10 protein-coding genes are annotated in these 17,227 nt (G+C 53.1%); 6 read left to right on the forward strand and 4 right to left on the reverse strand.

Going from position 1 to position 17,227, the window contains the following annotated elements:
• The first annotated feature begins 97 nt into the window (after positions 1-97).
• Positions 98-2,812 (forward strand): penicillin acylase family protein, encoded by a 2,715-nt coding sequence (locus tag Q0824_RS11010; protein WP_298450284.1) that lies wholly within the window; start codon positions 98-100, stop codon positions 2,810-2,812.
• Between the two features lie 322 nt (positions 2,813-3,134).
• Here Q0824_RS11010 and Q0824_RS11015 read toward each other — a convergent pair whose 3' ends face one another.
• Both Q0824_RS11015 and Q0824_RS11020 read right to left on the reverse strand, forming a co-directional pair.
• Positions 3,135-6,440, reverse strand: coding sequence for a hypothetical protein (locus Q0824_RS11015; protein WP_298450286.1), 3,306 nt, complete (start codon positions 6,438-6,440; stop codon positions 3,135-3,137).
• Between the two features lie 371 nt (positions 6,441-6,811).
• Positions 6,812-7,585, reverse strand: a complete 774-nt coding sequence (locus Q0824_RS11020) for an enoyl-CoA hydratase (RefSeq protein WP_298450288.1) — start codon at positions 7,583-7,585, stop codon at positions 6,812-6,814.
• 186 nt (positions 7,586-7,771) lie between these two features.
• Between Q0824_RS11020 and Q0824_RS11025 the strand changes: the two genes are divergently transcribed.
• Entirely contained in the window at positions 7,772-9,286 is a 1,515-nt protein-coding gene (locus Q0824_RS11025) for a fumarate hydratase (protein WP_298450290.1), read from the forward strand.
• A gap of 75 nt (positions 9,287-9,361) precedes the next feature.
• Here Q0824_RS11025 and Q0824_RS11030 read toward each other — a convergent pair whose 3' ends face one another.
• Positions 9,362-10,816, reverse strand: coding sequence for a protein adenylyltransferase SelO (locus Q0824_RS11030; protein WP_298450292.1), 1,455 nt, complete (start codon positions 10,814-10,816; stop codon positions 9,362-9,364).
• Between the two features lie 72 nt (positions 10,817-10,888).
• On the opposite strand from Q0824_RS11030, the gene Q0824_RS11035 reads away from it, so the two are divergent.
• Together Q0824_RS11035 and Q0824_RS11040 are read left to right on the forward strand one after the other, a co-directional pair.
• Entirely contained in the window at positions 10,889-11,845 is a 957-nt protein-coding gene (locus tag Q0824_RS11035; protein ID WP_298450294.1) for a hypothetical protein, read from the forward strand.
• 46 nt (positions 11,846-11,891) lie between these two features.
• Positions 11,892-12,860, forward strand: a complete 969-nt coding sequence (locus Q0824_RS11040) for an NAD(P)H-quinone oxidoreductase (protein ID WP_298450296.1) — start codon at positions 11,892-11,894, stop codon at positions 12,858-12,860.
• Positions 12,861-12,887: 27 nt separating this feature from the next.
• On the opposite strand, the gene Q0824_RS11045 is transcribed toward Q0824_RS11040, so the two are convergent.
• The gene (locus Q0824_RS11045; protein WP_298450298.1) at positions 12,888-13,913 is read right to left on the reverse strand and encodes an NADP-dependent oxidoreductase; all 1,026 of its coding nucleotides are present in this window, start codon (positions 13,911-13,913) and stop codon (positions 12,888-12,890) included.
• A 240-nt stretch (positions 13,914-14,153) separates the two neighbouring features.
• Here Q0824_RS11045 and tssI point away from each other — a divergent pair, with 240 nt between their 5' ends.
• Both tssI and Q0824_RS11055 read left to right on the forward strand, forming a co-directional pair.
• Positions 14,154-16,229 carry a type VI secretion system tip protein TssI/VgrG gene (gene tssI / locus Q0824_RS11050; RefSeq protein WP_298450300.1) on the forward strand — a complete coding sequence of 692 codons (2,076 nt, stop codon included), beginning with the start codon at positions 14,154-14,156 and terminating at the stop codon, positions 16,227-16,229.
• Positions 16,229-17,170, forward strand: a complete 942-nt coding sequence (locus Q0824_RS11055) for a DUF4123 domain-containing protein (RefSeq protein WP_298450302.1) — start codon at positions 16,229-16,231, stop codon at positions 17,168-17,170. The genes tssI and Q0824_RS11055 overlap by 1 nt, the downstream gene beginning before the upstream one ends.
• Positions 17,171-17,227: the final 57 nt, after the last annotated feature.

Consider the following 17,227-nt stretch of genomic DNA (forward strand, 5'->3'; position numbering starts at 1 on the left):
GTCTGAATTAAAGTTCAGCTTTATGTAGCTTCTGCTAGGTTTAATAGTGTCGCCGGTAACGGCGAATCCCGTAGTTAACAATTATAAGGGTAACACTATGCAAACCTGGAATAATCGTGTCGCGCGCGTGACGCGCGGCGCAGCGCTGGTGCTGTTAGGCAGTACGATGCTAACAGGCTGTTTTGATAGCAACAGCTCATCATCTGGCCCCTCTGAGCCCCCTCTCGACACAAACCTGTTTCCGGCCGATGGTAAGTTGGAAGCAACCATACGGAGAACAGAGGGAGGTGTGCCACATATCAAGGCAGACAATCTGAAGTCCGCTGCGTTCGGGCATGGCTATGCTCAGGCGCAGGATAATGTATGTTTGTTGGCTGAGGCGATTGTTAAGGCGAGGAGTGAAAGAGCAAAGTATTTTGGGCCGGGCCAAGGCAACATTAATATCATTAATGATTTCAGTTACAAGGCCCAAGATATTCTGAGTGGCGCAAAAACTGAATACCCCCAGCTGAGCCCAGAAAGCCAGGCGTTAATTGATGGCTTCACCGCCGGATATAACCAGTATGTACTCGAGACAATTCCCTCAGATTTGCCTGTTGAGTGTCGAGAGCAGCCATGGGTTAAGCAGATTGAGCCGGTAGATTTGCTCGCCCATTATAGAATAATTGGCCAGTACGCCAGTGGTGATAGGTTTGCGACAGGCTTGGTCTATATGGGGGTTCCGCCAACTACCTCACCTCAGCCTGTGTTGGCAGGAAACTATGCGAAAGGGCAAAGTGATGGGTTCAATGTGGCTGCATCGGCGCGCAAGCACGTGGAGAGCATTGATACGTTCGCAGAAACCGAACTTGCCAGCAATGCTTGGGGAATCGGATCTGAACTGACTGCAGGTGGGAAAGGGGCTCTGCTTGCGAACCCCCACTTCCCGTATACCGGTCATCGCCGCTTATACCAAGCACATCTAACGGTACCCGGATACCTGAATATTAATGGCGCTGGACTGATGGGCACAGCCATTCCGCTAATTAACTTTAATGACCATCTCGCTTGGTCCCATACGGTTAGTACAAGCCGGCGATTCACATGGTACGAATTAGAGTTAAAGTCTGGAGACCCACTTACCTACATTAAAAATGGTGTTGAGAAGCCTATTACCTCGAAAACCTTCGAAATTGAGGTGAATATGGGTGGTCCTCAGCCCGTTGTAATGAAAAGAGAATTCTGGTTCTCAGAGTATGGCCCGATGCTCGCTGCTAACCTTGCGAATGCAGCTTTCCCCGCGTGGGGTGGTACAGGGCTGGTTAATAAAAAGCCTGCTGCCTACACATATCGTGATGCCAATACGAATACTAAAAAGCTGCTTGAAACGTGGCTGGGCATGAGTCGCGCAAGTAATCTGGAAGAGTTTAAGAATGTATTCCGCAACTGTGGTTCCACACTTTGGGTTAACAGTACCTATGCGGATGACGAAGGTAACGCATTCTACATAGACAGCAGCTCTGTCCCTTATCTCTCGGAAGCTGCGGAGGCAGTCGTTGCGGTTAAGCGCACGGACGCAGGGTATAACGCATTGTTCGAAGCCGGGATCACCTTGCTTGACGGTTCGAAGTCCCGAGATGATTGGGTAGAAGGTCAGTGTGGTGGGCTTGTTCCTTTCGACAAAAAGCCGATGCTGCAGCGTACTGACTGGGTTCAGAACTCTAACAGCAGTTACTGGGCAACCAACCCAGATGCCTTCCTGACCGGTTATTCCCAAATGTTTGGCGATGAAGAGACTGAGCTAAATCCTCGCACTCGACTCGGAATTAAAATGCTACAGAACCCAACGGACCCAGGGCTCGATGCGAGCGCCAAACCACCCGCTGGGGCTGATGGAAAGTTCAACGCGCGGGATCTGATTGATACTATTTGGAATAACCGGGCGTGGTACGCAGAACAATTTATGCCAGAACTGAAAACACGTTGCACAGCGATTGGTGCCACCCCGGTAAACGTGCCTCAGCGTTTGCTGCCGGATGCACCTGCTGTTAGTTCTCCTGGCACTCAGAGCGTGGATGCGGCTTGCGGCGTTCTAAACGGCTGGAATGGTACATATGATCTGACAAGTCAGGGCGCGCATCTATTCAGGGCCTTTGTTGATATATACCGTAGTGGGTTTGAGGGTGATTTGGCTACGCAGTTTGACCCAGTCGACCCGGTGAACACTCCAGCGGATCCTTCGATAACAAATTTGGGGACGGCAGATGACCCAATGCTTCAGTCTCTTGGTGCCGCGGTAGTGCTACTAAACCATGCCAATATTGCATTGGATAGTCAGTTGGGCAATGTGCAGTATTATCAGCCATCTGGTGGTGTTGTAGCCGGTGGGGATCCCGCAAACGCCACAGCTTCGTCAGCAAGAATCGCTTGGCACGGTGGCGACGGGAATATCGATGGTGCATTCAACGCGATTGGTGTTGTTAATAATGCCTATGCTGAAGATACCAGGATTCCGCGCGTTGTTACGCCGGCATATGTCGGGCAGGTAGGTACTCCTAAAGAATCATGGGTTGCTGCAGGCTTATCTGCTAACAACGGCGAAGGCTGGCTCATTGCTCGTGGTACAAGCTGGCATTTTGGCTTGGAATTCACGGAGCAGGGGCCTGAAGCTTATGGTCTGCTCAGTTACTCCCAATCTACGGACTCTGATTCGGATTTCTTTATCGATCAGAGCCAGCGCTATTCCATGAAAGATGCCCGTAAACTGTTGTTTACCGAAGATGAGATTGAAGCAAACTTGCTTCCGAACAGGACAATAACGATTAGAAACTAAAAGCTCCTCGAGCATCCCATGCTCGCAAGCAATACGAAAAACCCCGGCACCGATGCCGGGGTTTTTCGTTCAGGTCCAAGCACAGCAAACACCAATAGAGACGTGGAGCTGGATTCAGGGATATCATTATCCAAGATTGCTTGGTTGATTGCCTGCTGTATTGGTGAAATCAGAGTTCCTGTTTCTGCATGAGTTATTAAAGTAGGGCAGTGCCCATAAAGCCGATACCTGAGTTACAAAAAAACCCTCGCCAATGGCGAGGGTTTTCTCACTTATTAACAGCCATCACAGATAACCGTTAACGATTTCAGCTGCTAGATCTCTAGGGTTGTGGCATTTGTGATCCAATCAGTTGAAGCGTCTGCTGAATCATTGCACCAAAGGTTGCTTGAGCATCACCTTCGGAGACGACTACTTCGCCACCTTGAGCAATCGTACGATCCTTCAGAACATCTCCTGCCTTCGCAATCTCCTCCTGAGGCAGTGCAGGCGTGCCGTGCACCCCATTGGCATAGCGGGTGATTGCTGGTAAGTCACCACCGGTTACAGCCTCTGTTGGCGTGAGAGAGCTTGCGCCCATCAATGCCGCTAGCGCCTCAGAGCCCGTCAGCGGAGCGGGTAGAGATTTGACTGTGAGTCCATTCGGGAATGTGATGTTGAGCGGGCCATTGTCTGCACCAAAACGCACGTCTGCTGCGTTGGGTGTGGTGCGGTCACCTTCAACCTGTGCAAGTACCGTATTGGATACGGCCAGTTCATTTGCAAAGTTGATGGGGTCCACTGAGTCCAGCATCGCCTGGTTTACGTTCAGGAAGGTCTCGAGGTCAGCATCTCCCTGAGTCAAGCCAGCAGCTTGTTGCAGCCCGCCAAGAATGGTTGGTGCAAAGCTTGGAGAGTTCTCAAGAAGGCGAGTGGTTCCGGCTACTGGAGTCAACAAGTGTGCTGCTGAAATTAGTAGATCCGCATTCCCGCTGGCGGTTGATGCACCTACAAATGCACCGCCGTTGAGGGTTCCAAGCGAGTGGCCAATAAACGTAACGCCCATTGAGTTGTTAATACCAGGCATTACATTAATTGTTGCGGTCAGGTTCATCAGATCAACTGCACCTTGCCTGAGAATATCTCGGGTATTGGGGAAGTTGGTCAAGTTGATGAACAGTGACCCTGAGCTGCCGAAACCCTGGCCAAAGTCCATTGCAACCGGGTTGCCATCGGCGCCGGCGGTGAAGCCATAGTGACGCTCGTTAACCTGGCCGTCTACGAAGCCTGTAGAAGTGTTTGCAGGTGCAAGTCCAGGGATGGTGCTTCCAGCGCTAGCAACTGTTTTCTCAACGAGCATAGCGCCTTCAAGTGTTGCCTTGGCAGCGGCACCAGCTCCCCCGCTTAGCACCGTCGCAATAGCAGCCTGCAGTTGTGCTGGGTCAGTCGGATCAGAAATTCCCAGATTTGGAGCACCAGCCGGGTTCGCAAGGTCTAGTTCAGTCTGTATTTTGAACACGGTGCCAAACTTGAGTGTTCCAGCAACAGCTGCATCAATGGTTCCTTCTGCTTCTGGCGTCAGTGGGTCCAAATCAGCTGGATCCAGGGCGCCGCCTGCTACAAGAAGTTTAGTCGCAAGACCTTCTTTCTCAGCTACGGTGACGGGTGAAACGCCATGCAGCGGCTGGTCGATGGCAAATACAGCCAAGTTTAGACCAGCTCCGGCCGCTGATGCTACTAGCTGGCTACCAAATGCCAGAGCTGCGCTGCGGTCGGTAGTAATACCATGCTGGAAAATTACTGGTATCAGGTTCGATCCGGCAACGGTAGGATCCATCCCGCTTGGCGTAATGGTTAGCATAGGTACGGTGACTACATCTTGTTCTTTCGGGAACGGGAAGTTGTAGTTTAGAACCGTACTAACCGCCGGATCTTCTTGGGGAATAGTGGCGTTGAGCGCATCGCCAATGATTCCGGCTACTGCCGCATCTGGCTGCCAGCTCAGTGTACGGATGGTAGAGGTTGCACCAGTCTGTGTAGCATCCGGTACGGCGATGTACTGGGGCAATTCGATTGAGCCATTCGAGTAGATAGAGACATCACCCGGAGCAAAATTAAGTGACGTAAGAACGGCTGATGTGGCAAAAGCGTCAGCTGCTGTGCCAAGGCTATAGTTACGATCACCACGCGGCTCTGGAAGTGAGTATGGAGTTGCAGCCAATCCGCCTTTTAGGCTGGCTTCCAGTAAAGTGCCAACGCACAGGAACTGGTCAGTAAAGGTCCCTAGAGGTGTGGTATAGGGTTCCGCATCGCATGGTACCAGTCCTGGCTTTGGGTCTTCACTTAGATCAGTACTAGGCTTAAAGCTGCCAACTGCACCGGCTGTATAATATGCGGTGTCTGCAAAGCCAAACGAAGCTGGATCAGAATTTCCCGGATTCAGGAAGTCGGATGGTTCGACAACCTCGGTTGCAGGGTCTTTACCTAGTCCCATTATGACAGCGGCCTTCACCAGATCATCGGACGCGGTTTCTGGTAGACCGAAGATCGCTGGGGATAATCCAGTAGGCTTTCCGGTTACTTGGGATGAAAACACTTTTGCCGCTGCTACGCGAAGTGTTACTTCTGTCACCTGTACTTTCGCTTTAACTTGATCCGCAATCCAGTTTGCCGGGTTTGCAATATAGCTCAATACTTTTACGTCATCGCTTGTGGTGACGCTGTAAGACAGCGCGATGTTGTCTTTGGAAAGGGGTGAAAGCCCGAAACCGGCGCGGGACTGGTTGTTCAGCCCAAAGTATTTCTCGGTGACTGGTTCCCAGAGTCCTGTTGCCAAGGATTGAACCGATTTTAATGCCGGCGTGCCTACTGGCGCGTTAGGGGTGCGGACGTTCTGATAAACCGGGTCGCCAGTAATGGGGTCGCCATTAACGTCTTTTACGCCATCGGTAATAGCAATAATGTAGCGCTTACCTGGATTAAGTGGCTTGTTTGGTCGAATGCGAATGGCTGAGTCGCCATCGAGTTCTACAACATCATGATCGTATGCTGGTGCCACGGCCAAGCCGTAGAGGTAGCCCGCAGCAGCCTGCTGATTTCGACCCTGAAGGTCCGTGCCAGTGCCTAAGGGGTTTGCTCCACCGGCTACTTGCGCAGTAATCGCAAGAGGAATGGTTGGCGGCTCACCAAGCGAAAAGGTGCGTACGGGCGCCTCACTGGCGTATTGAAGTTCAATCAAGAACACGTTTTGGTTCGGGTTGGGGGCAACGCTGGCTGGATTGGTAGGGTCGGTCAGGATGAACGCACGGGAATCCACCGAGTCAGCATCAATTTTGCCACTAAAGCGAATAACAGAAGGTGCAACTGTAGAGGCTCCGCTCATTTTGTTGAGTGCACCAATAACCGGGTTCGTTAGGTCGCCATCAACTCCATAGGAGCCGTCTTTTGCTACTTGGTCGAAGTTCAGGTCAGAAGGCAGTGGAAGCTCTTTCTTAACTGGATTGAAAACCGGCCAGGTTTTTCCATCGATATCAGGGTTAGAAATCTGATAATCCGGATTAGCATTACCCCCGTCATCAGCGTCACTAAGACAGCCAGTCAGCCCAAGGGAAGACGCCACGGCAAGACTTATTAGAGTTTTCTTGAACATGGGTGGAACCTTTTCCTGTTGTTGTATCGTTATGTTCGGCAACTAACGGGGCCGGTCTGAAGCGGTAAACCCGATGTCAGTGGCCTGTTCTGCATAAACGGTTGTCTGAAATTGTAGCCAGCGCTTTAAGCCAATTTCTATATCTATGACTATAGCGCCACTATGGCCAGTGTTGATCAGCCAAAAGTGTGATTCTTGCTGTTTGAATCCTCCTCGCACAACCTCTTTAAACTCTCCTTGGAAGGAAACTTGGCCTTTATGGAAAATAGATGGCCGGGCGGCGTTTGTCGAGTCCAAGTTAAAGATATGCGGGGGTTTTTACAAAATGTATCAATTGCCCGCCAGAGCACGAGAGCTGGCGGGCGAGGGGATTATTTAAAGCGTGAGAAATCCGGTTTGCGTTTTTGCATGAAGGCCCCGAAGGCTTCTGCCGCTTCTGGCGATTTCAGGCGCGCTGAAAACAGTTCGCCTTCCGCCAGCATCGTTGCCTCGAGTTCCTGTTGGACGGGCTTGTTGAGAAGCATTTTAGTGGCTCGAATGGCGGCTGGAGCCTGGTTGACGAGTTTCTCACAAGTTTCCAGTGCGGCTTTCTCGGTGTCGGAGGGATCGCACACTCTATTAATCAGCCCCAGTCGGTATGCGTCTTCTGCAATGAAGGCTCCGCCCAGCATCAATAGCTCGGCTGCCCGTACCCGGCCGACCCAGGAAGGTAGTAGAAGGCTTGAGCCACCCTCGGGGCACAGGCCCAGGTTGGCAAACGGCATCTGAAAGCGCGCGTTAGTGCCTGCGAATACGAAATCACAATGCAAAAGCATGGTAGTGCCAATGCCTACAGCTGGGCCATTTACAGATGCTACGACTGGCTTTGTGGCTTTAGCCAGTAACATTAGAAAGCGGCCTACGGGAGTTTCTCTGAAGCTGCCTTTCAATCCACTGGCAAAATCACTGAGATCGTTGCCTGCGGTAAAGCAGTCTTCACTACCGGTAAATAGCACGCAGCGAATGCCGTCATCGGATTCAGCTTGCTCAAGGGCGTCGCCCAATGCTGTGTACATGGCGTGGGTAAGGGCGTTTTTGCGTTCCGGGCGATTAATGCGAACGGTCAGAATCTGATTACTGATTTGGGATTGAACGAAGTCTGTCACTGTGTCTCCTGGGTGCTTCCTGAAGTGCTTTTTGTCATTTGAGTAGGATGATACCTTTTTATAGGCGATTGTTAAGATAAAAGCTTTGCCTTTTGCCCAATCCCTCGCGCCCGCGAATTTCTGGTAAACTATGCCTCCTGTTTTTTGACGATCCGATCATAACGATACCAACCTGATGAGGCGCCTATGACCACCGTAATCCGCCAGGATGACCTGATTGAAAGCGTAGCGGACGCGCTGCAGTTCATTTCTTACTATCACCCGAAAGATTTTATTGACGCGGTTCATGAGGCTTACCAGAAGGAAGAGTCCCAGGCAGCCAAGGATGCCATGGCGCAAATCCTGATCAACTCGCGCATGTGTGCTGAGGGGCACCGCCCGCTGTGCCAGGATACGGGCATTGTGACCGTGTTCGTTAATATCGGTATGAATGTTCAGTGGGACTGCGAGATGCCATTGGACGACGTGATCAACGAAGGTGTGCGCCGCGCCTATGCCAACTCGGACAACGTGCTGCGAGCGTCGATTCTTGCGGATCCGGATGGCAAGCGTGAGAACACTGGCGACAACACCCCAGCAATTATTCACTACAAAATGGTGCCAGGTGATACCGTTGAGATCCACGTGGCAGCCAAAGGCGGCGGATCTGAAGCCAAGTCTAAATTTGCCATGCTGAACCCGTCTGATTCCGTGGTGGATTGGGTTCTGAAAATGGTGCCGCAAATGGGTGCTGGCTGGTGTCCGCCTGGCATGCTGGGTATAGGTATTGGCGGTACGGCAGAGAAAGCCATGCAGCTGGCGAAGGAGTCGCTTCTGGACCCCATTGATATTCACGATCTGCAGGCGCGCGGGGCTTCGAACCGTGCTGAAGAGCTGCGCCTTGAGTTGTTCGATAAGGTGAACGATCTTGGCATTGGCGCTCAGGGCTTGGGTGGCCTGACAACCGTGTTGGATGTGAAGATTAAAGATTACCCAACCCATGCAGCAAACAAGCCGGTGGCGATCATTCCTAATTGTGCCGCTACACGCCATGCGCATTTTACCCTGGATGGCACCGGCCCTTCTCTGCAAACACCTCCGAGCCTGGAGGACTGGCCGGAAATCACCTGGGAAGTGGGTGAGGGTGTGCGCCGGGTAAATCTGAATACGATTACACCGGAAGACGTAAAAGAGTGGCAGCCGGGTGAAACCGTTCTGTTGTCTGGCAAGATGCTGACCGGCCGCGACGCAGCCCATAAGAAGATGGTAGACATGATCAACGCTGGCGAAGAGCTGCCGGTGGATCTGAAAGGTCGCTTCATTTATTACGTGGGCCCAGTTGATCCTGTGCGTGAAGAAGTGGTTGGTCCCGCAGGCCCCACCACCGCAACCCGCATGGACAAGTTCACACGCACCATGTTGGAGAAGACCGGCCTTACGGGCATGATTGGTAAAGCTGAACGTGGTCAGGTAGCTATCGATGCCATCAAGGAATTTGGCGCGGTGTACCTGATGGCTGTGGGTGGGTCAGCTTACCTGGTCTCCAAGGCCATCAAGCACGCAGAAGTGGTTGCCTTCCCTGAACTGGGTATGGAAGCCATTTACGAGTTTGATGTGGAAGATATGCCGGTAACCGTGGCGGTCGATTCCAAAGGCACATCGGTCCACCAGACCGGGCCGGTTGAGTGGCAAGAGAAGATTATTGCTGCCAAATCGGTTTGAAGTTAGCTAAGCCGTAAATCCGAGGGTCAGGTTGCAACATCTGGCCCTCGGTTCTCCCTTCCTGTTTCCCCGCCGTTAACTCGAACAACTGATGTTTATGTGCTTGCCCCAGTCTGGCGGCAACGCAGCGTATTTCTGGTATTCCGGCTGCTCGTCGAAGGGCTTTTCCAGAACCTTGAGCAGTTCCTTCATAGGCTCGAAGTCGCCATTCTGGGCCTCCAAAATCACTTTCTGCGCCAAGTAGTTCCGCAAAATGTATTTTGGGTTCACTTTGCGCATCTCAAATTCCCGTTCATCCCGTGCGCGGGTTTCTTTCTCAAGTCGCTCCTCATAACGCGCAAGCCACTCATCGGCTACTTGGCGATCCACAAACAGGTTCCGTAAGGGTGCATGGCCGCGATCATATAGGCTTGAGAGTGCCCGGAAGAAGGTGGTGTAGTCGGCATGGTGTTCGTTGAGCATGCTGAAGGTGTTCATGACCAAGCCAAGGTCGCCTTCGTCTTCCTGAGCAAGACCGAGTTTGTCACGCATGTTCTGCAAAAAACGCCCGTTGTAGGCGGTCTCATAGCGCTGCAAACCGTTGCGAATAGTGTCCTCTTCCATAATGGGTAAAAGGGCATTGGCCAGGTATTGGCAGTTGGCAAAGCCGACTTGTGGCTGGCGGTTGTAGGCGTAGCGGCCGCCTTGATCGGTGTGGTTGCTGATGTAGCCGGCATCAAAATCGTCCAGAAACGCGAAAGGCCCATAGTCGAAGGTGTCGCCGATGATGGACATGTTGTCGCTGTTCATCACGCCGTGGCAAAAGCCCACGGCCTGCCAATCGGCAATGAGCCGAGCGGTTCGCTCCACCACTTCTTTGAACCAGCGGGCGTGGCGCTCTTCCTCGGGTAATTGAATCAGGTGTGGGAAGTGCAGGGATATAACGTGCTCCAGCAGGGTTTTCACGGCCTCTGGGCCTTCGTTGTGAGCTGCAAACTCGAAGTGCCCAAAGCGAATATGGCTTTGAGCCACCCGCATCAATGCGGCAGCGGTTTCGATGGACTCCCTGCGAACTGGGTCCCGGGCGCTGACCATAAACAGGGCGCGGGTCGTTGGAATGCCCAGCCCGTGCATGGCTTCGCTGCACAGGTATTCTCGAATGGTTGAACGCAGTACCGCCCGGCCATCACCAAAACGTGAGTAGGGCGTTATTCCTGCGCCTTTCAGGTGCCAGTCCCAGCGGCGGTCATCGGGGCCTACGGTTTCCCAAAGCAGCAGGCCGCGGCCATCCCCCAGTTCCGGGTTATACGTGCCAAACTGGTGGCCGGTGTATTTCATAGCCACCGGGTCCATGCCTTCAAGTAACTCGGCACCGCCACCAATCTTTGCCCAGTCGGCTTCGTTGGTAACGTGGAAGCCCATTTCCTGGGCCAGTTTGTGGTTGAAGCACGCCATTTTTGCGTCTTTGAGTGGAGTGGGCTGAACGCGGGTGTAGAAGCTGTCTGGGAGTTCCAGGTAGCGGTGCTCTACACGAAAACTTTTGCTGCTCATATAAAGGCCTATACTCCAAATCAATAAGACTGCTTGCTAACCACCAACTAACGTCGGGAATAAGCTCTGCTTGTGAATACGCTCGAAAATACTATCGCCACTTTAATAGACCAGGAAGGCCTTCCTGAAAGCTACGCCAACACGGTGCAAAAGATCATTGTGCCCTTGGTGCATTACGTCTCGCAGCTCCAAGAATCGGAGCAACGAACGCTTGTTATAGGTATTCACGGTGCGCAGGGAACAGGTAAATCTACTCTCGTGCTGTTCATGAAAGAGCTGCTCTCAAAGCGCTGGAATTATCCTACAGCCAGCTTCTCTCTTGATGACATCTACCTTACCAGAGCAGAGCGTCGGGAGCTTGCCGAGCAAGTGCACCCATTACTGCTAACCCGTGGGGTGCCGGGTACTCACGATCTTGAGCTTGGCCAACGAGTAATAGATCAGCTTCGCACAGCCCAACCGGGGGATGAAACGGCCATCCCTGGGTTTGATAAAGCAATGGATGACAGGGCGCCAGCAGGTGATTGGCCAGTATTCAAAGGCCGGCCGGCAGTCATTTTGCTGGAAGGCTGGTGTGTGGGAGCTCGCGCTCAAAGCAAGACGGCACTTGCAGCTCCGGTGAATCTAATGGAGGAGCAGGAAGATGCGAAGAGAGTTTGGCGCACCTATGTGAACCAATGCCTGAGCACCACTTATAAGGAGTTCTTCAGCCAGCTGGATAGCCTGATTATGCTTAAAGCGCCTTCCATGGAAAGCGTTCTGGAATGGCGTACCTTGCAGGAAAATAAACTGTCAGAGCGGATCAGAACTGCAGCTGGTTCTGCAGATAAGTCGCAGCCGTTGCGGGTAATGGGCAATGATGAGGTCGCACGGTTTATTATGCACTATGAACGGATAACCAGAGCATCCCTTGCGGAAATGCCCGCGAGGGCGGATGTGGTGATAGACGTATCGGAATCTCATTCCCTTAGCTTCAAAGTCGAACCACCCATCCACATGGGGTATCCTGACAAGACACGCGATTCATAGCTGGATATTCAATAGCTGGACACCCAAGAGTGCCGAGATTCGATACATGATGAAAGCAATCAAGATAGTCGGTGATTCCCTGGTGTGGGAAGACTATGCGAGCTCCGAAGAGCTGCCTGCAAACCACGTAGAAATCGATGTTGTCTGGACGGCCGTTAACCGGGCTGATTTGTCTCAGCGGGCGGGCGTTTATCCTCCACCTCCCGGAGCATCGGAAATTCTCGGGTTGGAAGTCAGCGGCCGTATTGCAGCCATCGGCGAAGCCGTAACGGGCTTTGAAGTGGGCGATGAAGTGTGCGCGCTTCTGACCGGGGGAGGCTACGCAACCAAGGTTGTGGTTCCCGCGGCTCAGGTGTTGCCCATACCCAAGGGGTATTCGTTGCAAAAAGCCGCAGCGCTTCCGGAAGTGTTTGCGACAGCTTGGTTGAATCTATATCAGGAAGCCGACCTTAGGCCCGGTGAGCGTGTGTTGCTGCACGCGGCAGGAAGTGGCCTGGGTACCACGGTTATTCAGATAGCCACAGCGTTTGGTAATCCGGTATTTGCCACTGCAGGTGACGACGACAAGCTGGAAGTGTGCCGCAAGCTGGGTGCAACGGGCACCTGGAACCGCAAGAACGGATCGTTTGTGGATGCGGTGAAAAGCTGGGGCGGCGTAGATATGGTGCTGGATCCGGTTGGCGGAGGGTACATTAAGGACGATCAGAAGGTCCTGAGTGCTGATGGCCGCATTGTTCTGATCGGTCTTCTGGGAGGGCGTTTTTCAGAAGTTGATCTGGGTCTCATGCTAATGAAGCGCCACAAGTTGATCGGCTCGACCCTGCGTTCCCGTTCAGTCGCAGATAAGGAACGTGTAATGCAGGATTTGTATCGTCATGTTTGGCCGTTGCTGGTTGCCGGGCAGATTGAGCCGGTGATTGACAGTGCCTGGCCCATTGAGCAGGTTGAAGACGCTATGGCCCATGTGGAAGCCAACAAAAATACCGGGAAGGTACTTCTCCAAATAGGGGAGTAGCCTTCCCGGCGCTGTGCGCCAGTTGCTTTAATCGGCGATGTGAACCAACTGCTTGCCGAAGTTCTTACCCTTCAGCATGCCCTTGAAGGCCTCAACAGCGTTTTCGAGGCCTTCAGCAACCGTTTCACGGTACTTGAGCTGGCCAGAGGCAATGCGACTGGTGAGAATGTCGGTAATCTCCTGGTGCTTGTCCTGCCACTCGGTTACCAGGAAGAAGCGGTGCTCCGGAACCGGGTCGAGACGCTTGAGAATATCAAACGGTGTCTCTACCTTATCTGTGCTCTTGGCGTTGTAAGCCGAGACGAAACCGCAAATGGGCACCCGCGCTCCGGGGTTCAGTAGTGTCGCAACGGCTCTGGTTACGTCACCACCTACGTTTTCATAATAAATATCGATACCGTCTGGGCAGGCGGCTTTCAAATCGGCTTCAAGATTGCCCGCTTTGTAGTCCACGCAGGCATCAAAGCCCAGTTCGTCTACCACATAGCCGCACTTCTCTGGGCCACCTGCAACACCCACCACGCGGCAACCCGCAAGTTTGGCGGTTTGACCAACTACTGTGCCCACGGGGCCGGAAGCTGCGGACACTACCACCGTTTCGCCGGATTTCGGTTTGCCCAAGTAGGTTAAACCGCAGTAGCCCGTGCGTCCTGGCATGCCTGCCACGCCGAGATAGGTTTGCAGGGGTACGTTTTCTTTTTGATCGATCTTGTACACCATCGGCGCATCTGCGGGGAAGGTGACATACTCCTGCCAGCCGGAATAGCAGGTAACCAGATCACCTATTTTGAGCTTGTCTGACCGGGACTCAACAATCCTCGCAACACTTTCGCCCACGATGGGGTCGTCTATCGCAATGGGATCCATATAGCCTTTTGCATCGTTCATTCGCGGACGCATGTATGGGTCCAGCGAAAGCCATAACACCTGCGCAACAACCTCACCTTCTTCGGGCTTGCGCACCGGGCGCTCTTCCATCGCCAGATCACCGTCCTGAATTTCGCCGTTGGGACGCTGCTTCAGCACAATGGCGCGATTTTGGTATTGGCTCATGGTGTTTCCTCTGCTTATGCATGGTGGAACGCAACTTGAGGGGCGGCGGTCTTGGGCCGGCTTTTCATTTAGGTTGCGTAAAGAGACCAGATTAGCTTGAAGGAGAATAAACTTGTGGTCAAGCTCTCATGTTTCTGGCCATACCGGTTAGCGGGGTTACATTCCGGAATCGGGAGGTTATAATCGGGCACCGGCTCAGGATGAGCATGGATAACACACCAATCTTCAGGGATAGAAGACATGCCCCAGGCAAGCGGACTGCAGTTTACCGCCCGTGTTGGCGAACTCCCCTCTGATCTATTTTCCGTTGTCGGCTTTACGCTGACTGAACGGCTATCCGAGCTATTTCATGGCCGCCTTGAACTGGCCAGCACCGACCAGGATATTGATGCCTCCGAAGTTCTGGAGCAGCAAGTCGATCTGGTTGTGTGGCAGGACGGCATGCCCCTTCGCCGTTTTACTGGCGTAGTTAACGAATTTGCCCGGGGCGATTCCGGTCATCGGCGCACCCGCTACGAGATTGTTATCCAGCCGCCTGTGTGGCGCTTGGGGCTGATGCACAACAGCCGTATCTTCCAGACCCAAACCACAGACGTTATCGTGCGCACCCTGTTAGAAGAGCGGGGCATAGTGGATTCGGTATTTGGTTTGAAGCGCGCCCCCCAGGAACGGGAATACTGCGTACAACACCGGGAAAGCGACCTGGCCTTTATCGAGCGGCTGGCCGCCGAAGAAGGTTGGCACTACCGCTACCAGCACGGCAGCGTGGATGGAAACGAACAACCCGGTCTGATTATTGCCGACCACCACGGCGATGCACCAAAACTTGAAACCGCCGAATACAATGGCAAAGCCGGCGGCAGCACCAAGCAACCTGTGGTATTCCGCTTCCGCTACGAAGAACGGGTTCGCGCCGCTTCCGTAGCCACCAAGGATTACACCTTCAAAAACCCTGCCTACGCCTTGATGCACGAACACAGTGCCGCCGGTGCCAACCAACGGCAGGATTACCAGCACTTTGATTACCCCGGCCGCTTCAAAGCCGACGCCAGCGGCCAGCCGTTTACCGAAGCCAGGCTGGATGCGCTCAGAAATGATGCAAGCACAGCTCAAGGCGAAAGCAACCGCGCAGATTTCACATGCGGGGCCAAAACCGAACTCACCGAACACGACAACCCCAAGCTGAATCGGGACTGGCTGCTCACGGCTGTTATCCACACTGGCAAACAGCCTCAGGCCATGGAAGAAGAGGGTGGCTCCGAACCCACCAGCTACCACAACACCTTCAGCGCCGTGCCCGCCGACAAAACCTGGCGGCCAAACATCACCCACCGCCCACTCATGGACGGCCCGCAAATCGCCATAGTGACCGGCCCCGAAGGGGAAGAAATTCACTGCGACGAATTTGGCCGGGTAAAAGTGCGCTTCCCCTGGGACAGATACAGCAAGAACGACGAACACAGCAGTGCCTGGTTGCGCGTAAGCCAGGGCTGGGCGGGCGGCCAGTATGGCTTCATGGCCCTGCCAAGAATTGGCAACGAAGTCATCGTCTCTTTCCTCGACGGCGACCCGGATCAGCCCATCATCACCGGCCGGACTTATCATGCGACCAACACACCGCCTTACGCGCTGCCGGAACACAAAACCCGCACCACGCTGAAAACACAGACCCACAAGGGCGAGGGCAGTAACGAACTGCGGTTTGAGGACGAAGCGGACAAAGAGCAAATCTACATCCACGCCCAGAAAGACCTGGATTTGCTCACGGAAAACAACCGCACCGACGTCATCAAAAACGACAGCCATCTAACCGTTGAGAACGACCGCTTCAGCCACGTAAAAAGCAACGACCACGTTACCGTGGACGGCGAAAAGCGCCAAACTATTGGAGCCGACTGCAGCCAGACCATCGGTGGCACCCTGCACCAGAAATCCGGCAGCGCCACCCTCTGCGAAGCCGGCAGCGAAGCCCACCACAAAGCGGGCGCCAAAGTAGTACTGGATGCCGGTGCCGAAATTACCATCTCCGGCGGTGGCAGCTTTATCAAACTGGATCCCAGTGGCGTAACACTGAGCGGGCCGGGGATAAAGATTAATTCTGGTGGGGCGCCGGGGAGTGGGAGTGGGCAGGGGGCAGTGATGCCGGGAGTGCCGCAGAATCTGGAAGGAAATTCTCATGAACCGATAGCGCCCACTTTTCATCCTGCCGGTTTTGCTGAAACGGAAGGCCAGTCTCTGGCATTGAAGCAGGCAGCCATCAACGGCAAGCCATTCTGTCAAATTTGCTCCGAACGCATGAAGCAAGGTATCGCATAATGTGGCCCTTCGACCCACAAATGCGAACGTTTGCCATTATCGATGCAGCTATACCGCAGCTTAGGGAGCGCTGTTATGCGCTCTCTGCAGCTAGTAATAGCGAACCGTTGTACGTGAGCACACCGTTTGCCCATTTAATTGAAATTTCACCAATACTGCTTGAGATTACATCCGATAGCCCACTTTTAGCGTGGCTTTCCGAAAACCGCCCCACATTGAACTGGGGAGTTTTGTTGGCTTCTGATAGTGATTTATCCGCAGTGGCAACGCACTTGCGAAAAACGTTAACAGTAAAGAGCATTGATGACGATGAAATGATGCTCCGCTTCTATGATCCGGATACGTTACCTGTTTTTTGGGATGCATTATCGACAACCGAACAACGGTTGTTCAGTGGGCCTGTTACCCAATGGGCAGCCCGAAAAATTGAAGGAAATGTCAGCTGGTGGCAGGCAGCTCGCCCTCTAGAGGAGGCGGACGCTACCATGAAAGATCTCGGGCAGCCTTGGTTAAAGTTAACCTCAGGGCACCGGAACAGGTTGCGCGTGCTGTTCCACCGCTCATTGCGTGCACAGGTTATTACGAGACTTAACACGACCATAACGTGGCGGCTGATGCATTTAGAACCTGCCTTTGTCGAATCGCGAGTAGATGAATCACTGAATGCGATGTACCAGTGGTTATCTGACCCCGAGGAATCTCAATCAACCAGGTTTTGTCGGCTATGCATCGAACATAGCTCTCATTTTTATCAATCAAGACAGGCACAGTCTTACTTGAACAATATGGGCTTTGATCAAGCAATGGACCGGTTGGAACAAGAAATAGCTGTCGCCCCGAACACCTATGCTGAATATCACGACCGGGAATGGATGCCGGATTTTGATGAAAACGTTTTAACTGAAAAGCGTCGCCAACAACGCTGGAGTAATCAAGGATGAGCGAAACGCAAAGCTGCCCGCTGAATAACGACATTACACCCAAGCTTGCTTTTATTT

This window comes from uncultured Marinobacter sp., assembly GCF_947488835.1.
Lineage (GTDB): Bacteria > Pseudomonadota > Gammaproteobacteria > Pseudomonadales > Oleiphilaceae > Marinobacter.